Annotated in this window: 15 protein-coding genes and 1 pseudogene; 5 read left to right on the plus strand and 11 right to left on the minus strand. The window is 71.3% G+C overall.

Features of this window, described 5'->3' with window-relative positions:
• Positions 1-64 precede the first annotated feature (64 nt).
• A complete protein-coding gene (locus tag EDC02_RS19675; protein WP_199757698.1) occupies positions 65-1423 on the plus strand; it encodes an MFS transporter in 1359 nt (452 codons plus the stop codon).
• A gap of 159 nt (positions 1424-1582) precedes the next feature.
• Here the strand turns inward: EDC02_RS19675 and EDC02_RS19680 are convergent.
• From EDC02_RS19680 to EDC02_RS42820, 3 genes and pseudogenes are all read right to left on the minus strand, one after another.
• Positions 1583-1828: pseudogene (locus tag EDC02_RS19680) on the minus strand (carbohydrate-binding protein); the annotation flags it as partial.
• Positions 1829-2232: 404 nt separating this feature from the next.
• Positions 2233-2379, minus strand: coding sequence for a hypothetical protein (locus tag EDC02_RS19685; protein ID WP_233606040.1), 147 nt, complete (start codon positions 2377-2379; stop codon positions 2233-2235).
• Between the two features lie 78 nt (positions 2380-2457).
• Positions 2458-2646, minus strand: a complete 189-nt coding sequence (locus tag EDC02_RS42820) for a DUF5615 family PIN-like protein (RefSeq protein WP_199757699.1) — start codon at positions 2644-2646, stop codon at positions 2458-2460.
• A gap of 332 nt (positions 2647-2978) precedes the next feature.
• On the opposite strand from EDC02_RS42820, the gene EDC02_RS19695 reads away from it, so the two are divergent.
• On the plus strand, positions 2979-4517 hold the full coding sequence (locus EDC02_RS19695) for a trypsin-like peptidase domain-containing protein (RefSeq protein ID WP_158632239.1): 1539 nt from the start codon (positions 2979-2981) through the stop codon (positions 4515-4517).
• Here EDC02_RS19695 and EDC02_RS19700 read toward each other — a convergent pair whose 3' ends face one another.
• The 8 genes from EDC02_RS19700 to EDC02_RS19730 are packed head-to-tail and all read right to left on the minus strand — an operon-like array spanning position 4518 to position 14181.
• Positions 4518-5759 (minus strand): DUF1501 domain-containing protein, encoded by a 1242-nt coding sequence (locus EDC02_RS19700; protein WP_123603228.1) that lies wholly within the window; start codon positions 5757-5759, stop codon positions 4518-4520.
• A gap of 1 nt (position 5760) precedes the next feature.
• Positions 5761-7032 carry a DUF1800 family protein gene (locus EDC02_RS19705; RefSeq protein ID WP_123603229.1) on the minus strand — a complete coding sequence of 424 codons (1272 nt, stop codon included), beginning with the start codon at positions 7030-7032 and terminating at the stop codon, positions 5761-5763.
• Positions 7033-7073: 41 nt separating this feature from the next.
• The gene (locus EDC02_RS19710; protein WP_148083524.1) at positions 7074-8510 is read right to left on the minus strand and encodes a polysaccharide biosynthesis tyrosine autokinase; all 1437 of its coding nucleotides are present in this window, start codon (positions 8508-8510) and stop codon (positions 7074-7076) included.
• A 58-nt stretch (positions 8511-8568) separates the two neighbouring features.
• On the minus strand, positions 8569-9954 hold the full coding sequence (locus tag EDC02_RS19715; RefSeq protein WP_123603231.1) for an O-antigen ligase: 1386 nt from the start codon (positions 9952-9954) through the stop codon (positions 8569-8571).
• Positions 9954-11138, minus strand: coding sequence for a glycosyltransferase (locus EDC02_RS19720; protein ID WP_123603232.1), 1185 nt, complete (start codon positions 11136-11138; stop codon positions 9954-9956). Before EDC02_RS19720 ends, EDC02_RS19715 begins: the two co-directional genes overlap by 1 nt.
• 1 nt (position 11139) lies before the next feature.
• The gene (locus EDC02_RS19725; protein ID WP_158632240.1) at positions 11140-12045 is read right to left on the minus strand and encodes a glycosyltransferase family 2 protein; all 906 of its coding nucleotides are present in this window, start codon (positions 12043-12045) and stop codon (positions 11140-11142) included.
• Positions 12038-13288, minus strand: a complete 1251-nt coding sequence (locus EDC02_RS40315; RefSeq protein WP_158632241.1) for a lipopolysaccharide biosynthesis protein — start codon at positions 13286-13288, stop codon at positions 12038-12040. The genes EDC02_RS19725 and EDC02_RS40315 overlap by 8 nt, the downstream gene beginning before the upstream one ends.
• Positions 13285-14181 carry a glycosyltransferase gene (locus EDC02_RS19730; protein WP_158632242.1) on the minus strand — a complete coding sequence of 299 codons (897 nt, stop codon included), beginning with the start codon at positions 14179-14181 and terminating at the stop codon, positions 13285-13287. Before EDC02_RS19730 ends, EDC02_RS40315 begins: the two co-directional genes overlap by 4 nt.
• Before the next feature lie 262 nt (positions 14182-14443).
• On the opposite strand from EDC02_RS19730, the gene EDC02_RS19735 reads away from it, so the two are divergent.
• From EDC02_RS19735 to EDC02_RS19745, 3 genes are read left to right on the plus strand one after another with little or no spacing between them, the layout of a single operon-like run.
• Positions 14444-16123: a right-handed parallel beta-helix repeat-containing protein gene (locus tag EDC02_RS19735; RefSeq protein WP_123603235.1), complete on the plus strand. Its 1680-nt coding sequence runs from the start codon at positions 14444-14446 to the stop codon at positions 16121-16123.
• Positions 16120-17409 (plus strand): type VII secretion protein EccE, encoded by a 1290-nt coding sequence (locus EDC02_RS19740; protein WP_123603236.1) that lies wholly within the window; start codon positions 16120-16122, stop codon positions 17407-17409. Before EDC02_RS19735 ends, EDC02_RS19740 begins: the two co-directional genes overlap by 4 nt.
• Entirely contained in the window at positions 17406-18551 is a 1146-nt protein-coding gene (locus tag EDC02_RS19745) for a hypothetical protein (RefSeq protein WP_233606042.1), read from the plus strand. The genes EDC02_RS19740 and EDC02_RS19745 overlap by 4 nt, the downstream gene beginning before the upstream one ends.
• Positions 18552-18591 lie beyond the last annotated feature (40 nt).

An 18591-nucleotide genomic window follows, 5' to 3' on the forward strand; every position in this document is an offset into this window, starting at 1 on the left:
GGCGGCGGAGCCGCCGGCTCCCGATCCGCGCCGGTGGCTTATGCTTCCGGTCCTCCTGGCCGCCATGTTCATGGCCCAGTTCGACCTCTACGTCGTCAATGTCGCGGCGCCCTCACTGCGTGCCAGCCTGAACGCGGGTCCTGCGGCGTTGGAACTCATCGTCGGCGGATACGCCTTCATGTACGCCACCGGTCTGATCACCGGCGGCAGACTCGGAGACCTCTACGGACACCGAAAAGTGTTCCTGTCGGGTACGTTCCTCTTCACCATCGCCTCGCTGCTGTGCGGCCTCGCGGACACCTCCGGCCAGCTGGTCGGGTATCGACTTCTGCAGGGACTGACCGCGGCCGTGATGGTGCCGCAGGTGCTTGCGGCGATCAGTGCCGTGTTTCCCCCGCAGGAGCGTCCGCGCGCTCTGGCCTGGTTCGGCGTCGTCATGGGTGTCGGAGCCGTGGCCGGGCAGGTGCTCGGTGGTGCCATGCTCGCCGCCGGCCTATTCGGCCTCGGTTGGCGGATCATCTTCCTGGTGAATGTCCCCATCGGACTCGCCGTGATCGTCGGCGCAGCGCTCCTGCTGCCGAGGACTTCGTCACCGAACCGTCCGAAGCTGGATCCGCTCGGCACCATCCTGGTGTCCGGGAGCCTGGCGCTTGCCCTCGTCCCGCTGGTGCTGGGACGGACGGAGGGGTGGCCAACTTGGGCCTGGATCAGTCTGGCCCTCTCTGTGCCCACGATGATCGCCGCGTTGCTGTGGGAGCGGGCACTGGCGAGCCGCGGCGGGCAACCGCTGCTGGAGTTGGCCCTGTTCCGCGACCGGGTGTTCAACTACGGCCTCGCGGTGAACATCGGCGCGTTCGCCTCCTTCCACAGCTTCATGTTCACCCTGACGCTCGTGCTCCAGGGTGGGTTCGCGCTCACCCCGCTCCAGGCGGGCCTCATGTTCTGCCCGCTTGGCATCGCGTTCTCGGTGGCCTCCATCCTCGCGCCGCGCATCATCGCCCAGCACGGAGCTCGCGTGATCACCACCGGTACCGCCGTCGCCGCCGTCGGACTGTTCCTCATGTTGACCACGCTGTGGATGTCCACCGAAACGACAAACCCGCTGCTGCTGATCGTGCCGATGACGATCATCGGCTTCGGCAACGGGTTGGCCGTACCAGCCCTGATCGGCGCCGTGCTGAGCGGGGTCCGCTCCCGGCAGGCTGGCGCCGGTGCCGGCGTCCTCACCACGTCGCAGCAGTTCGCCAGCGCGATCGGCATCGCCGTGTTCGGCGGAGTCTTCTTCGCCGCGCTCGGCAGCGGCATCGACCTGCTCGCCTACACGTCGGCCTTCCAATGGGAGGTCGTGCTCTCCCTGGGCCTCGCCGCGCTTGCGGCGATCGTGAGCTTGCGGCTGCCCCGTCCGTCACCGCCGGCACGGTGACATTCGGTCACCAGATGGGAACATCAAGTGCCCCGGCTGGCGAGCCGGGGCACTCGCGTCGGATCAGCCGAACGCGGCCAACCCGGGCCGCCCCCACATCGTTGACCATGACATTCCGACAATTTTGTGGCTTTTGCCACCGCAAACGCCATGATCAACTCAGCGATCGGCGGCGTCAGGTACGGAAGTGAACCAGTTGACGTCGACGAACTCGTTCGGCTGGCCGCTGGTGAAGGTCAGATAGGCAGTCTGCACGCCGGTGACCGCCCACACATTGCCGGACACCGATCGCCAGCTCTGCCAGCCGCCCATGTTGGCGATGGCGAAACTGCCGATCGACGCGCTGGTCGGACCGCCCATGCGTACCTCCACCAGGCCGCTCACCCCGCCGACCGTGTCGGAGGCACCCACGCCTGGTCCAGCCGCTGAGCCGTCGTCGGATCCGCCTCGGGGAACCTGCCGTCTACATCGGAGCTTGTCGTTGTCGACAGCAACGGCCTGCTTGGGAGAGAGCTGCTCCGGCGGCAGGCTGTACCGGCAGACGATCTTCACCGGCGCACGTTTTCCAGGTCAGGTATTGACGCGGATGCTCTGGGCCCCCGCCGGGGGCACCCCAGAGATCAGCCAAAACGCCCACTGAACAGTGCGTACGCAAATCCGTCGATGATCCACAACATGCAGCCGGATGCCACCGGAAGCCGCCGTCGGTCGCCAGCCACAGACTATGCACGGATTGATCTTGAAAGCGTTTCCCCAGGTCACGCCCGATGCCAGGAGCAAGATCCGGACTGGCGGCCGGCACCACGAGCCTACCCACCGAAGCCCTGCAACCCGTCGCCGATCCGCTGGTTGACCGTCGCCTCCTGGCCACCGATGCACTTCGCGTACACCTTCAACAGCACGTCGACGAACGCCTGGCCCGATCCGCGATCGACCAGCAGCGGCGAGAAGGTCACTTGCTGGGCAGGATGGGCAACGGTCGGACTCGCAGCCAGTCCTCACCAACCACCACGACCGCTCCGCTGGCCAGGTCGTCAGCGATCGCGTCGAGGTTCGCCACCAGGATCGCGACGATCTGCGGAGATCAGGACCCGCTGTTCCTGGCGTGACCGCTCCAGTACGACCTCATCCGGCGCCGCAGCCAAGCCGTAGTCCCCTCGCCCGTGAGAGCGCAGACCTGTCGCCACCGTTGGCGACAGGTTGTTGTCGACCAGGAACCTCATGCCGCGTGATGCAACGGGAGTTCCCGATTCCGGACAGCCTCGGCTGCGAAGCGCAGTGCCTCCCAGACGTCATCAACGGCCAGGTCCGGCAACTCCGAAACGATCTCGTCTGGCCCGCGCCGATCCGCCTAGACACAGCGCAAGAGGGCAGGTGCTCGCGTTGTGATCGATCACGAGTACACATTGTGACCTAGTCGGCCCATCAGCCCGAGAATCGTTCCGGGGTACCACAGCCGCAGTGTCGGAGGCTCATCACCATGCGCGGGATGTGTCGCGACCGGTGCGTAGGGTGGAAGACGCTACCAGCACCAGCCCAACCTGTGAGTCCAAAAATGACTGTTAGGCGAGTTTCATCCCGTACGCTCGGCGCGGGCGCGTCGTGGCTGACCGGCGTTGTCGCGTACGCGGCGGCGGTCGCCATGGCGCTGGCGGCCCTTGTAACGCCAACTTCGGCGACCGCAGCTCCGCCGTACACGCTGGATGAGCGCGCCCTGGCGATCGCCTCGCCGTCACTGGTCTACGTCGAGGTGGTCTACACCGGATACCTGCGCGACAAGCAGTCCAGCGCACCACTGCGCGCGTCGCCGATCACCTTCACCCGGCGGTGCAGCGGCTTCGTCGTCGGCGCCGGCGGTGAGGTGATCACCAACGGGCTCTGCGTACGGCCGGCGAAGGACACCGCGGCGCAGAACGCCCTCTACTCGCTCGGACGCATCCTCGTCGCGGAGAAGACTCTCGAGGCCGACGCACTCGACCGCTACGTCGCCGACAACCTCCACCAGAGCATCTTCACCGGTCTCGAGGCCGCAGACGAGCCGGACCATCAGGTGTACGGGCAGTTCGGCGTGGCACCCACGGGCGGTCTGACGGAGAGTCCGGCGATCCCCGGTGAGGTGGTCGAAGTGTTGGACGCCGGCGCCGGCAACATCGCCCTGGTCAAGCTGGAACAGCAGAACCTGCCCGCGGTCGAGCTGGCCTCGTCGGGCACCCTCGACCCGGGGGCTTCGCTGGTCGTGGTCGGCTACGCCACCGACGAGGTCGATCCCCGCACGGCGACGTACTCGCTGCGCTCCAAGCCGGTGAAGGTCATCGGTACGGGCGCCCGCGGCTCCGCGTCGCTGTACCGGATCAACGAGGACGTCGGCATCCACTCGCTTGGCGGGATGGCTATCGACACGAACGGTCACGTCGTCGGTGTGCTCGACAACGACCTGGAACTGCCCGACCGGGCGAACCGTGCGCTGGTGCCGATGACGACCGTCACCGCGCTGCTCACCGAGGCGGGCGTCGACAACGCGTTGGGCGAGACCGACCAGCTGTTCCGCAGCGGGCTCGACGCCTACTTCGCCGGTGACTACGAGACCGCCATCAGCCAGCTCGGCACCGTCGTAGAGAACTCGCCGGTGAACTCGGTCGCCCAGACGTACCGGCAGAACGCCACCGAGCTGCAGAAGATCGAAGACAGCTTCTCCGGCGGAGCCGGCTGGCTGATCTGGGCCAGCGGCGCGGCCGGTGGCGCGCTGGTGATCGGGCTGATCGTGCTCGTGGTGCTGCTTCTGCAGCGCCGCGCCCGCCGCCGGGCCGCGTCGGCCGAGCTGGTGTCCCCGGCCGCGACGTACCCGTTCTCGCCGGTGTCCGGGTACCCGGGCCAGCCCACGCCCGGGTACCCATCGGCACCCGCCTATCCGACACAACAACCAGCGCAGGAATACCCGCCCGCGCCCATCTACCAGCCGCCAGCGCCCGTCTACCAGCCGCCCGGACCCACCTACCAGGCGCCCGCCGCGCGACAGGGAGCAGCGCCCGACGACGAGACGTGGCCCGACGACGAGACTCTGCCCGACGAAATCGGCCCCGACCGCCGCCACTAGCTACGGCGCGAGCAGGGACAGCGGCTTCGGCTGGTACCCCTCCAGGTAGCGGGCCGGATCGGCGTGCAGTACGGAGGTGAGTAGCGTGCCGAAGACGTCCCGAAAGTCGGTGGTCGCCTTCAGGTCGCCGTCGTCGAGGTCGGTGAGGCTGGGCTGTTCGCCATGGAAGCCCCCGGCTACCCGGGAGCCGAGTACGAAGACCGGCCCGGCGGTGCCGTGGTCGGTGCCATCGGAGGCATTGGCGCGCACCCGGCGGCCGAACTCACTGTAGACAACGACCGTGACGTTGCGCCCGGCCGGACTCGTCGCCAGCCGGTCCATGAACATGGTCAGCGCCCCGTCGACCTCCTTGAGCAGCCGCTCCTGCGCGGGCCGCTCGTCGGCGTGCGTGTCGAAGCCGCCCAGGCTGACCGAGTAGACCTGGGTGGGCACACCTGCCTCGATGCACCGTCGCACGAGCGCGAGTTGGGTGGCCAGTGACGTCTCACCGCCCGTGCCGGTGGCTGGGAGGTGGCCGGCCGCACCGGCCTCGAACGGCTGATCGGACTCCCGTACCCGTCGGATCAGACCGTCGACCCGCAGGAAGTCGTGCAGCGCGGTCGCCGCCCGCGCCTGCAGAACGTCCTCGCCCCGCTGTTCGCGTCCGAGCGCGCGGACCATCTCCGCGCTGATCCCGGAGGGCAGTTGGGGTGCGCCGAGCGTGACACTCGCTCCCGCCCGCGTCTCGCCGGCCAGCAGTGGCGGAAGCACCGGCTCGAAGCTGACGGCCGCTTCCGGCGATGCCTGGATCCCGTCGAGCCAGCGCCCCACCCAGCCGGTCCGGATCGGCGTGTCGGGCGACGCTGTCTGCCAGATGTCCATCGACCGGAAGTGGCTGCGGTCCGGCCGGGGGTATCCGACGCCGAGGACGACTGCCAGCCGCTTGTCGTCCCAGAGCCGCTTCAGCCCGCCCAGCGCGGGGTTGAGGCCGAGCGCGCTGTCGAGGTGCAGCACCTCCTCGGGGGCGTAGGCCAGCTCCGGCCGGGCGGAGTGGTAGGCCGGGTCGGCGTACGGGATGACGGTGTTCAGCCCATCGTTGCCCCCGTACAGCGTCACGATCACCAGCGTGTCGGCCGGTCCGGGCTCGCCGTCCTTGTCGCCCTTGGCGAGCAGCTCAGCGATGCCCAGGCCGGCTGCGGCGAGCGCACCGCCGCCGACCGCGCCGGAGGCCAGCAGGAACGTGCGTCGGGTCAACGGATCCATGCTAGTTCACCAGGTATTCCGGGCTGACCAGGCCGAGCGTGATCAGCTCTCTCGGTGTCGTCGCCTGTTTCAAAGCCGCGTACGTACGGTTGGTCCAGGTCGGAACCACGAGTACGTCGGCCAACCGCTCCACCGTGATCCACGGGCCGCCGGCCAACTCGGCGAGTACGCCGGCGAGGGCCAGCCTTACCTGGGCTGCCGAGGAGGTCAGCCAGGCGGTCCCGCTCGGCCAGCCGGCCACACTCGGCGGCGCGAACGGCACCTGCCCGAGACCTTTGAGCCCAGTGACGACAGCGTGGAAGGCCTCGCCGGAGAGTCGCGCCGGGCGGATGTCGAGCTGCCGCATCGCCCCGACCAGCCACTCCATCGGCTGCTTCACCATCCGGTAGCGCCCCGAGCGGAACTGCTCGTCTTCGACCATTGCGCGCAGCATCGAGATGCCCACCGGGAACGCCGCGACCATCTTCCCCCGGGTGGACTCCGGGATCGGCTCGGTGGCGGACGCGTACCGGGACCACAGCCGGTCCGCGATGAACCGGGGGCAGGCCGGCCGGGCGGCGAGGTGGTCCACCAGCGAAAGCGCGTCGAACTTGGCGGTGGCACCGAGAATGGTCTTGGGACCGGCGTCGTGGTCCTCGGGCACGAAGATCGCCGTCGCCGGCACGCTGAGGTCGGTCTTCCATCCGGTCAGGGCTTGGCCGGCCGCTTTGACGTCACGTTCGCTGTATTGCCCGATACCGAGCATGAACAGTTCCATCAGCTCTCGGGCGAGGTTCTCGTTGGGGGCCCGCCTGGTGTTCGTGTGCCCGTCGAGCCAGTAGACCAGCGCCGGGTCGGTGACCAGTTTGCGGGCCATTGTGGTAAACGTCGGCGAGCTTCGCATCTTCTGGTGTTGCGCGAGCATGAACTGCGGACTTCCGACCTTCCGTATCGAGGTCGCCCAGTGCCCGTGCCAGAAGAACAGCAGTTTCTCGGTGGCCTGGTGGTCGGCGACGGTCAGCCGGTCGAGCCACCACCGGATGATCGTGTCGGTCTGCTGGCGGCGGAGCGCCTCCGCGGTGGCGCGCCGCTCGGCGCCCGGGTCGGGCAGATCGTCGAACGCGTCGGGGCCAAGCTCCGGCATCGGCGCCGCCGCAGCGCCCCGGTCCCGCTCTCCAGGATCCATCAGGCGTGCCACGGTGGCCGCGTATCCGGCCTTCGACGCGGCAGCCAACTCGGACGCGGTCGGGCCGAACCCCGCACGTCGCAGGAGCAGCGCGACGCTATCGCTCATGTGGACCAACGTACGCGACTGTGCCGGCGACCGGGTAGCGCCTAGCGTCCGCGCCGCGTCGCAGCCCCGCGCCGTGTCGCCACCAGGCCCAACAGGCTGACAGGTAAGGCACGCAGCACGTCGGCGGCGGCGGCCAGCCGATCAGCGCGGGTGAAGCCGACCCGGGCCACCAGCATCGTCGCGTCGGTCACGCTGGCCAGCTGCAGCGTCTCCGCATCGGACAGTAGCGACGGCGCGTCGACCACAACGAACCGGCCGCCGAGCCGCAACGACTCCAGCGCCGGGGCCAGCGCGTCCGAGGCCAGCAGTTGCTCGCTCGGCCCAGGCTCGGCCGGACCGGCCGGCAGGACGTACAGCGGCAGGTCCGGGTGCCGGTGCGTGGCCTGCTCGGCCGCGACCTCGCCGCGCAGCACGCTGGTCAGGCCGACCGTGTTCGGCACGTCGAAGAGCCGGTGTACGCCGGGGTCGCGTACGTCCGCGTCGATCAGCACGACCGTCTCGCCGGCCCGGGCGAACGCGATGGCGAGGTTCGCCGCAGTAGCGGTTTTTCCCTCCCCCGGCACCGAGCCGGTGACCGTGAGGCTGGCGAACCGGCGCCCGGCCGCGCGCAGCCGCAGGTTGGCCCGGATCTGTCGGAACGTCTCGACGCGCGGCTCCGGGTCGTCGCCGCTCGCCAGCGGCAACCTCCCCCCGCCGGCCGCGACGGCACCGAGCAGGACGGTGCCCGCGACCTCGGCCGCGTGGTTCTCGTCGCGTACGGTGCGGTCGCGCGCGTAGCCGACCACCGCGACGAGGACTCCGATCGCAAGGCCCCCGGCAGCGCCGAGCCCGGTGTCGGCCGCGATCTGTGGCGTGGCCGGGGCCGAGGGCGTCGTCGCCGGCCGGGTCACCGAGACCTTGACCGGTGACTCGTCGATGCCGGTCGGCTTCTCCAGGCGCGCGACGTATGCGGGAAACTCCGCCGCGATCGCGTTGGCGATGTCGCGGGCGCGTACCGGATCCGGGTCACGGACCTCGACGGTGAGCACCGCCGTGCCGGCCGCGCCGGTCACCGTGACCCGCTCCGTCAACTCCGAAGGCTGGTACGGCAGCCCGAGTCGCCGTACGACGGCTTCGGCCACCTCGGGGCTGTTGCCCACCTCGGCATACGAGCGCACTCGCTGCAGGATGTAGTTGCCGCCCTCGTTGAGTTGGCCGATGTCGCGGGTGGTGAAGTTCGGCGCGAAGAACAGTTGGGCGTCCGCCCGGTACACGGGTTCCTGCTGGGCGGACGCGAGACCCGCGCCCGCGCCGCCGAGCAGCACCAGCGCCAGCACCAGCCACCGCTGCGACCACACCGCCAGCAGATGACGTCCGAGCGTGAGCTGCCGCCACTGCTGGTGCCACTGCTGCTGTACGGATGGCGCGCCGTCGCCCGGCCCGTCGGAGGCGGGCCGGCTGAGCAGCCGAGCCGGGACGAACCGTTCGGAAAGCTTCACGCTGAACCTCACACCCCGCCGGAATAGCGGCGCTATGTTAGCAGCAGGTCCGCTCCGCTCATCGTCGCAAGGCCGTCAGCGCCGGGTCGGGGAGCCTACAGTCGACGGGTCGCAGCGACTCGGCGGCGCCGATGCCGACGGCGAGGAGCAGCGCCCCTGCGGCGGCCGGCCACAGGTAGAAATCGAAGAACCAGATCTGTACGGCGAACCCGACGATGAGCATCCGTGCCGTCAGCGACCTGAGCTTGACCAGCACGACCGCCAGGATGGACACGAACACCAGCAGCGCGACCACACCGAAGTCGTACCAGAGGGTGAGGTAACTGTTGTCGAACGCCTGTGCCTGTCCGTCGGAGATGCCGATCTGCTGGAAGAACCGCACGTGCGCCTCCGGGCCCAGGCCGAACAGCGCACTGCCGGCACCGTCCATGATGCCGGACCACGCCTCTTCCGTACGGCGGTAGCGCGCCGTCGCCGAACTCGACCCGCTGACGTTGGTGAGGCGGGCCCGGACGAGGTCCGTCAGGTCCCGCACCGGCTTGGGACCGACGGCCACCAGCACGGTGCCGGCGGCGGCGAACGCCGCGACCAGACCGACGCCGCGGCGGGTGAGCTTGCGCGGCTGGGCCAGGTACCAGATGCCGAGCGCGCAGGCCGTACCGATCCACGCGCTGCGTGACCCGGACAGCAGCAGGCCCACCGCGCCCGCGGCGAACGGCACCTGCCAGAGCCGGCCGCGCAGGCCGACGGCCGCGCACATCGCCAGCATGCCGTACGTGCCGTAGACGATCGGATGTCCCATGGTGCCGGCCGACCTGCCGGCTCCCGCCTGTGCCGTGAACGCGTTGCTGATGGCCAACTGGTCGAGAATCGGCCAGGTGCCGGACATCCGCTGGTAGACGGCCAGCAGCGTGATGGGTACGGCGACCCAGGCGAACGCCCGCGCCAGGCGGATCACCGGCGCACCGGCCCGCGCCTCGGCCACGACATGCCAGCCGACCAGCGCGTAGCAGGCCAGCGGCGCGACAGCGATCACAATGTCCTTCGGGCCGGTCCACCACACCAGGCCGGTGAGCACGCAGACCGCCGGGACCGCGAATCCCAGCATCCCGATGGACGGCAGCGGCGCGTACGGCTGGAAGCGCTGGATCCGGCCGAGAGCGGCGATCGCCGTCGCCGCCAGCAGCACTATCCATACCGGATCGACCGGGTATCCGGGATCCGCGGTGACCGGGACGAGCAACAGGACCGCGAACAGCGTGTAGTTAAGCCGATCCGGGGTCCACAACCCCCAGGCGAGCAGGCCGAGCACGGCCACGGCGGCGAGCGCGAACGGCTGCCAGGTCGCCACCACCCCGACCGCGACGGCAGCCGCCCCTGCGACGACCGCCACGGACGGGTCCGCCGGCCGGGACGCGCCGCGCAGCGTGGGCAGGTGCGGCATCAGCTGACCGCGCCCAGCTCTTCGAGGTACGCGACGAAGCGTCCGGCCGGGGACGGCTCGGTGGCGAGCTCCCGCCCGCGCCGTACCGCCTCGGCCGTGAGCTGCCCGAACGCCTCCCGGTCGGCGGCCAGATCCAGCAACGCCCGGGCGAGCGCACCGGCGTCGGAATCCACCAGCAGTCCGCCACCACCGGCGAGGATCTCTGTCGTGGCGCCGGCCCGGTAACCGATCACCGGCGTGCCGGAGCGGAGCGACTCAAACGTCACCCGGCCGTAGGCCTCGTTGCGCGACAGCATCAGCGTCACGTCGGCCCGCGCGTACAACGCGGCCGGGTCGTCCGTCCACGCGACGGTTTCGAGCTGCGCCTCGACGCCGTACCGGCGGGCCAGGTCGGCGAGGCCCCGCCGCGCTTCGCCGTCGCCGACCCCGGCCAGCGTGAGGGTGAACGCGCGGCCCCGGCGCGCGCAGATCGCCAGCGCCTCCACCGCGTCCTGCTGGCCCTTCTCGGCGCTGTGTCGGCCCAGCAGCACCAGCCGCTCCAGTGCGGCCGGACGGTCCGCACCCGTGTCGGAGGCACCGGCCGGTTCGGAGACGCTGTCCGGCTCGGATGGACCGCTCGCGTCCGGCCCGGATTCGACCGGTGGCGGGATCACGCGCAGCTTCGCCCGCGCCGTCGGCACGGCGCTCGTCACCTGACCGGCGACGTACGCGGAAACCGCCACGACGCCGTCCGAGAGGCGCGCGATGAGCTGGGCGATCGCGGCCCGGGGCAGCACAGACCGCAGGCTCGGGTTGCTGAGCAGGCTCTCCCGCACCACCCAGACGTGCCTCAGCCGGGCCATCCGCGCGGCGATCGCCCCGGCTGGAACAACCGCCGAGTTGGTGACCACGACGTCCGGCCGCGTTCGTTCCAGCAGCCGCCGGTATCGGGGAACCGACGCGAGCGCTTGAAGCAGCCGGACCGCGCCGACCGCGGGTCCGTACCGCCGGCCCATCCACAGCCGGGTCGGCAGCACCACCACCTCGGCGCCGGTTGCGGCGAGTTGCGCGCGCAGCGGGCCGTCCCCCGGTAGCGTGACGGTGACCTGGTACCCGCGTGCCCGCACCGTCTCGCCGACCAGGGCGAGCAACGAACGCTCCGCGCCCATGAGTTCGGCGGAGTGGCTGACGAACAGGGCGTGCACGTTAGAACCTCTCCGTCGGGCCGTGCACGCCACGCAGCCCGTCCCAGTAGCCGGCGAGGACGGCGAGCGCCCGGCGCCGGTCGTTGCGGCCGCCGACGACGAGGCGGAGCACCGACCCGGCCAGGTTCTTGTAGTGGACCGGCTCCCCGATCAGGATCCGCCGCAGCGGCCGGGGGTAGTGCTTGCGTACGTAGAGGATCTCGTTGCGGTGATGGTAGTACTGCGCGCGAGGGCTCGACCCGGCCAGACTGCCGCCCCGCCGGTGCCACACCTGCGAGGCGCACACCAGGCCGATCCGGCCACCCGCCGCGGCGATCCGCCGTACCAGGTCGAACTCCTCCTTGTAGTGGAAGAACCTCTCGTCGAACAGGCCCACCTGGACGGCCCACGGGACGCCGAGGAGGATGGCCGCGCCGGTCACCACGTCCACATCGTGCGCACCGGCCTCGCACCCGGCGCAGCGCAACGGCCGTACCCGGCCGCCCGGCAGCGTCGCGGCGACGACGTACGGCTCCGGTCCGGGGTCGTCGGGTCGCGCGGACGTCGTCTGAACCGAGGTGGACACCGCGAACCGGTCCGCATGCGCCAACAGCGCCGACAGCGTGTCCGGCCGGGGTACGCAGTCCGCGTTCAGCAGCCAGACGAAGGCCGCGCCGCGGTCGTGCGCGAGCCTGATGCCGGCGTTCATCCCGCCGGCGTAGCCGAGGTTGGTGTCGAGCCGCACCAGCGTCACCGCGTCACCCAGCGCGCGCAGCTTGGCGATGGAGTCGTCGGTGGAGCCGTTGTCGACGACGACCACCTCCGGCACGGCGCTGCCGGCGACGACCGCCCGGACGCAGCGGATCGTGTCGTCCGCGCAGTTCCAGTTGAGCACCACCGCGACGACGCGGGTTCCGTCGCTATCCACGCCCGTCCCCCGCCACCCGACGACCGGCCCCGGACCGGACGGCGAGGCCCAACACCGTGCTGTGCGCGGTGAACAGAGCCACCGACAGCGCGGCGACGCCCCACGCCCCGTACGGCGCGGCGACGAGAGGATAGCCGACCACCGCGGCCAGCGCGGTGCCGAGCGCGATCACGGCGGTGGTGCGCTCGCCGCCGAGGTTGACCAGGCGCGCGCTGAGGACCTTGCCGACCGACACCGCGACGCTGCGCGGCACCAGCAGCGCACCGAGCAGCACCGCCGCCGCGTATCCGCTGGTCAGGACCCCGATGCCGGCCAGCCCGACGAGCACCAGCACGCCCATGCCGGCCGCCAGGTAGACGGCCCGGCGCAGCATCCTACGTAGCCGATCGGCCGAGCCTTCCTCGTGGTCGCGCAGCGTCCGCTGTGCTGCGACGACCGCGCCGGCCTGGGAGAACTCGATCGCCGCTACCGCCAGGGAGTAGATCGCCAGTGCGTCCGCGCCCTGATAGCGGGCCAGCGCGAGTTGGTCGAAGCGGTACGTGAAGATCTGCGCCACCGCGCCGGTGTGGGTCAGGCCCAGCCGGGCGAGGCGTTCGGGTTCCGCCGAGGCGCGCCGCGCCATCGCGCCCAACGGTGCCCCGTGCGCCGCCCACATCGCGACGGCCATCACCGCCTGGCAGCCCAGCCAGGCCAGCAGCCAGACCGTCGCGTCGTCGACCGAGGCGATGATGAGCACGAGGTAGAGCACGGGCGCGGTGGCGGCGAACAGCGCGCGCTGGCGGTAGACGGCGACGAACCGCCCGAGGGTCAGGCCCGCCGCCGCGGGCATGGTGCCGGCCGCGACGCACGCCGCTCCAGTCGCCGCGAGTGCCGGTGACGCCGCCTCCGCGTACCAGGCGAAGATCCAGCCCAGCGTGGCCGACAGCGGCACCGTGGCGACGTAGACGGCGAGGCTGCGCCGCCCGGACCGTTCCCGGAGCCAGTCGCTGCCCTGAGCGAGCATGAACGTCTCCAGTGACAGCCCGCCGACCGCGACGCCGACGGTCGCGCTCGTCGTCGTCGCGACCAGCAGGCCGCGCTCTGCCGGCGGCAGCGCGACGCTGAGCAGGATGGCGAACCCGGACATGGCCAGCGCGGCTACGTACATCGCCGTCGCGCTGCCGACCGCGCGCCGGATCGCGTACGCCGCCGGCCTGGGCCGGCCCGGACTGGACCGGCCCGGCCCCAGCTCTTGGCGCGTCATGCCCGCAGCCCGGCGACGGTGCCCCGGATGACGGCGGTCGCCGCGTCGGGGCGGCGGGCGAGCAGCGCCTTCGCGGCGTAGCCGAGCCGGGCCGCGGCGGCGAACGGCACCCGGTGCCGGTAGTGCTTGCGGAAGAAGACCATGCAGCTGCGGCTGGCGTGGAAGTACGTCGTGGTCGACTTGACCGCCATGTCCGCCGTCGCTCCGGTCGCTACGCCGCCGACGTGCTCGACGGCCAGGTCGGGGACCACTGTGGTCGGGATACCCAACCGGGCCGCACGTAGCGCGATGTCGGCCTCCTCGTAGAACAGGAAGAAGTCCTCGGAGAACCCGCCCAGATCCTGCCACGCGCGGCGGGTGACGAGCAGCGAGTGGCCGGCCGCGTAGACCAGTTTGCTCGGCCCTGCCACGCCGCCGGCGGGCGGTCGTCCGCTCTGACCGGTCCACAGGTCGACCATGCCGAGGTCCGGTCCGCCGCCCGGTCCGCCGTCTGGTGCGACGCTGGCCGTCGCGCCGATCGCGCGGTCGCCGGCGCGCAGCACGTCGAGGGCCGAGGCGAGCACGCCGCCCACGATCCGAGTGTCCGGGTTGAGCACCCAGATGACGTCGGCGCCCTCGGCCAGCAGCCAGCTGGCGGCGAGGTTGTTGCCGGCGGCGTACCCGACGTTGCCGTGCCCGGCGATCACCCGGACCGCCACGCCGGCCTGCTCGGCGTACCCGGCGATCTCGGACAGTTCGACGGCCTGGTCGCTGTTGTCGACGATCGCGATCGCGACGCGCGGGCCGGCGACGCGCGGACCGGTGGCCCGCCCGGCCACGATGGAACGAATGAGGTCGGCGGTGTCGCCCGCACTGCGGTAGTTGACGATCGAGATGCCGAGCAGACCGCTCACCGTGCCCCCACCGCACCATCGCCCGCCACACGCCCAGGACACGAGTACGAAACAGCCTCCCGATCGGCCTGTCAAGTTGTCTCGGAACCGACTCCTTCCTGGACCGGGTCGACCAACTCAACTGGATCATGCCGGCTCCGCCGAACCCGACTCACTAATTTGGAGCAATCGCATCTTGTCGGGCACGGCTGGCGTCTCCGGGGTGATGGACGCGGGCAGTCACTCGCTACGATTCTCAACCAAGGGGTACGGGGAGGAATCCATGGCGCGCGTACTTGTCGTCTCGACGCAGCGTTCGGGGGCCTACCCGAGCATCCGCGATGCTCTGGAGGTCGCGCCCGACGGTGCGACCATCTCCATCGAGGCGGGCGTCTACGCCGAGACGGTCCGCGTCAGTGGCCAGCGGCTGAGCCTGGTCGCGGCCGGTGAGGCCGGCTCCGTGACGATCGACGCGAGCGACGGCGCCGGACCGGCGGTCGGCTGCGACGGCGCCGACGTGACCCTGCAGGGACTGGTCCTCAGGTCAGGGCACTATCCCGGCGTGGCGGCGCGCGGCGGCCACCTCACCATCGAGAAGTGCGAGGTGGCCGCGCAGTACGCGGCCGGTGTCAGCGTCACCGACGGCGCGGTGCTCACAGCCACCGATGTGAAGATCACCGCAGGTCAATCCGGCTTCGTCATCGAAGACGCGGGCGGCGTGATCGACAAGTGCGAGGTCCGCGACATTGCCGAGGACGGGATCATCGTACGGCTTGGCGCGGATCCGGCGATCCGGAATTCGACAGTCAGCGCGTGCGGATACCGGGGCATCTACATTTACCAGGCCGGCCGGCCCACGATCGAGCGGTGTGACATCTCGTCGACCGGCGACGCCGGCATCTCGGTGGCGCACCAGAGCTCGCCGACCATCACCGGTAGCTGGGTGCACGACACTCGCGGCGTGGGCATCATGATCGGTCGCGGTTGCGGTGGCCTGGTCGAGGGCACCCGGGTGGAGGGCACGGCCGCGCCGGGCATCCAGCTCGACGAGGGCGCCACCGCGACCGTACGCAAGGCCGACGAGGGCGGGCACCAGCCCCGGGTCGGCGTCAGCGCGATCGAGGGCGCGACCCAGCAGGACACCGAGCGGGTCGACAAGCTACTCGCCGAACTCGACTCGATGATCGGCCTGGCCGGCGTCAAGAGCGAGGTCCGCGCGCTCATCGACGAGATCCAGGTCAACGAGTGGCGCCGCAACGCCGGCCTCGCGGTCGGCGGGACAAGCAACCACCTGGTGTTCACCGGTGCCCCGGGCACCGGCAAGACCACCGTCGCGCGCCTCTACGGCCAGCTCCTCAAGGCTCTGGGCGTACTACCCAACGGCCAGTTCCGCGAGGTGGCCCGGCGCGACCTGGTCGGCCAGTACATCGGACACACCGCGGAGAAGACCACGAAGGTCTTCGAGGAGGCGTTCGGCGGTGTGCTCTTCATCGATGAGGCGTACACCCTGTCCCGCGCTGGTGGCGCCAGCGCCGACTTCGGCCAGGAGGCCATCGACACGCTGGTGAAGCTGATGGAGGACCACCGCGACGAGGTGGCCGTCATCGTCGCCGGCTACACCGACGAGATGGTCGACTTCCTCGACGCCAACGCCGGTCTGGCATCCCGGTTCGCCAAGACGCTGGAGTTCGAGAACTATGCGCCTGACGAACTGGTGCTGATCGTCAACCGGATCGCCCGTAACGACGACTACCTGCTCGAACCCGGGCTCGACGACGCGCTCCTGGAATGGTTCGGCCAGATCGAGCGTGATCGCAACTTCGGCAACGCGCGCGAGGCGCGCAAGCTGCTGGAGGGCATGCGCAAGGCCCAGTCCGGCCGCCTGCGGGCGCTGGGCCGGATGCCATCGCGCGACGACCTGCGCACCCTGGTGCTCGATGATCTGTTGGCCGCCACCCGATGACGGCGACGCCGCAGTCGGGGCCGGCCCGGGCAGGCGCCGATCCGGTCCGGGCCGGGGCGCGGGTCAGCGCCGAGACGCCCGGCGCCTCCGGCCCCGCGATCCTGCTGCCTCGCCGGCGCCCCGGCTACCTGGGCCCCGTACACGTGATGCAGTTGCTGCTGGTCGAGGCGGTCATCGTTGCCGTCCTCGTCGCGCTCGACCGGGGCGTGGCGCTGACCACGGGTGCCAGCGCCGCAGGCCTGCTGCTGCTCGCGGCTGCGCTGGGCCGGCACCAGGGCCGGTGGTGGCTGGAACGGCGCGCGATGACCCGGCAGTACCGGCGGCGCCGGCAGGGCATGTCCGGCACCCCGCAAGCCGACGATCCCCGGGTGGCCGCCCTGCACCGGCTCGCCCCCGGGCTGGTGGTGGAGAACGTCGCGGTGGCCGATGGTGCCCAGGTCGGCGTCGCCCGTGACGACGCCGGCTGGTACGCCGTGGCCGCAGTGACGCCGAGCACGCCGATGCGCGGGGTGGTCGGCGGCCTCCCCCTCGAGGAGTTGGCCGAGGCGCTGTCCGAGGCCGACCAGCCGGGCGCGGTGCTCCAGGTGGTCACCCAGACGGTGCCCGCACCCAGCATCGACATGCACCCGTCCGCCCCAGCCGGACAGTCGTACCACCAGTTGCTGGCCCGGTTCGGCGGTGTGCCGCTGCCCGCGGACCGGGCGACCTGGGTCGCGGTACGGCTCGACGCACGGACGCTGGCCGAAGCCGCAGCAATCGGCGACGCCGATCTCGACGCGGCACCGGCGGTGGTAGCGGCGCTGGTCCGGCGGGTCACCAAGTCGCTGCGCCGGGTCGGTGTCCCGTACCGCCTGCTCGACGCCGACGGCCTACTCACCGCGCTGGTGCGCTCCTGCGACCTGGAGCCGGCGGCGCCCGCCACCCGGCCGGAGGCGGCGCTACCCCGCGAGGAGTGGTGCGACTGGCACTCGTCGCGGCTGGCCCACCGCTCGTTCTGGATCCGCGACTGGCCGCCGGTCGGGCAGGTATCCGGCCTGCTGGACCTGGTGTCGACCGTGCCGGCCGCGATGACGAACGTGGCGTTGATCATGGCGCCGGACAGCAGCCAGAAGATGTTCGACCTGCGCGGTCTGGTTCGCGTGTCGGCGCCCGCCGCCGACCTCGACCAGCTCTGCCAGGCCGTTGCCCAAGGCGTCGAGCAGGCCGGGGCCGACCTCTTTCCGCTGGACGGCGAGCAGGGACCCGCCGTCTACGCGTCGGCCCCGACGGGAGGTGGCGCACGGTGACCAGGCCGCAGGACGAGGGGAACAAGTCCAGGCCGCAGGACACGGAGAACCAGCCCAGGCCGCACGGCGCGGCGAACAAGCAGCAGTCGCGAGCACCACAGCACCCGCCGGCGGTCCCGGGCCAGCCGGCCCCGGGCTATCCGGCCGCCATCCAGGCCCCGGCGGGTGCGCCACCGGCCCAGCAGCCGGCGTTGCCCGCACAGCACGCCGGACAGCCGCCCGCACGGCAGGCCCAAGCACCACCGCCCGCACAGCAGGCCAGGCCAGCGCAGGCCCAGGCACCGACGGCCGAGTCCGCTGCTGTCGCCCGCCCCGCCACGCAGGCCGCGGTGGCGGCCGCTGCCCCCGCTGCCGCGCAGCCGCTCGCCGCGCCGCAGGCTGGAGACCAAGGCCCACCGGGGAAGGAGTACGACGGCGGCCGGCCGCCCGGCCCCAACGGCAACGGCCACGGCGGCGTCTCGGGGCGGCTGGCGCGGCTACGCATCGGCTGGCACATGGTGTCCCGCCCGGCGCTCGCCCAGATGCGTATCTCCGCGCCGGGCACCGGGCTGATCCTGGGCTCCGACCGGCAGCAGAAACCCGTGGCCGTGCGGATGTTCCGGCCGGAGTCCACTCGCGTCACGCTCGTCGGTGGGGCCTGGGCCGGGCAACTGGTCGCCTTCCGGGCACTCGCCCTCGGTGCACGGGTGGCCCTGGTGGCCGCCGATCCGCAGGCCTGGCACGGCTTCGGCGAGCGGGCTACGGGTCGCAGCGACCGCCTGACGGTGCTCGGCGCCGAGCAGCCGCTGGCGCTGGCCGCGACCCCGCAGCAACCGGTGCTGGTGGTTTACGACCTTGGCGTGGTCGGTGCCGCGACGCCCCAGCCGCTCGGGCCGTGGCAGACGCAGCTCACCATCCTGCGCCACCTCGACCAGCCGGGTGTACCGGCGGTCCAGGACTGCAACCTGGCGATCCTGCAGCGGCTGGCCAGCGCGGAGGCGGCGCAGGCCGGCGGGGCACTGAAGCTGCCGCCGAACAGCACCCAGTTTCTGCAGGTGATGGCCGAGGACATGGTCGCGTTGGTCGGTGACGGCGCGCTGCGCTACATCTCGCTGGCACAGACCGATGTCGAGCATCAGTACCTGGGTGCCCCCCGCCGCTGACCGCCCCGTCACGGAGTCCCACTCCGTCCCCGCGAGATTC

Source organism: Micromonospora sp. Llam0, assembly GCF_003751085.1.
In the GTDB taxonomy this organism is placed as follows: domain Bacteria; phylum Actinomycetota; class Actinomycetes; order Mycobacteriales; family Micromonosporaceae; genus Micromonospora_E.

What these genes read in the sequence shown, in the direction of transcription:
- EDC02_RS19705 (WP_123603229.1), bottom strand. Translation starts at nt 7,032, where the DNA reads ATGAGCGATAGCGTCGCGCTGCTCCTGCGACGTGCGGGGTTCGGCCCG.
- EDC02_RS19700 (WP_123603228.1), bottom strand. Translation starts at nt 5,759, where the DNA reads ATGGATCCGTTGACCCGACGCACGTTCCTGCTGGCCTCCGGCGCGGTC.
- EDC02_RS19695 (WP_158632239.1), top strand. Translation starts at nt 2,979, where the DNA reads ATGACTGTTAGGCGAGTTTCATCCCGTACGCTCGGCGCGGGCGCGTCG.
- EDC02_RS42820 (WP_199757699.1), bottom strand. Translation starts at nt 2,646, where the DNA reads ATGAGGTTCCTGGTCGACAACAACCTGTCGCCAACGGTGGCGACAGGT.
- EDC02_RS40315 (WP_158632241.1), bottom strand. Translation starts at nt 13,288, where the DNA reads ATGACGCGCCAAGAGCTGGGGCCGGGCCGGTCCAGTCCGGGCCGGCCC.
- EDC02_RS19675 (WP_199757698.1), top strand. Translation starts at nt 65, where the DNA reads ATGTTCATGGCCCAGTTCGACCTCTACGTCGTCAATGTCGCGGCGCCC.
- EDC02_RS19715 (WP_123603231.1), bottom strand. Translation starts at nt 9,954, where the DNA reads ATGCCGCACCTGCCCACGCTGCGCGGCGCGTCCCGGCCGGCGGACCCG.
- EDC02_RS19740 (WP_123603236.1), top strand. Translation starts at nt 16,120, where the DNA reads ATGACGGCGACGCCGCAGTCGGGGCCGGCCCGGGCAGGCGCCGATCCG.
- EDC02_RS19735 (WP_123603235.1), top strand. Translation starts at nt 14,444, where the DNA reads ATGGCGCGCGTACTTGTCGTCTCGACGCAGCGTTCGGGGGCCTACCCG.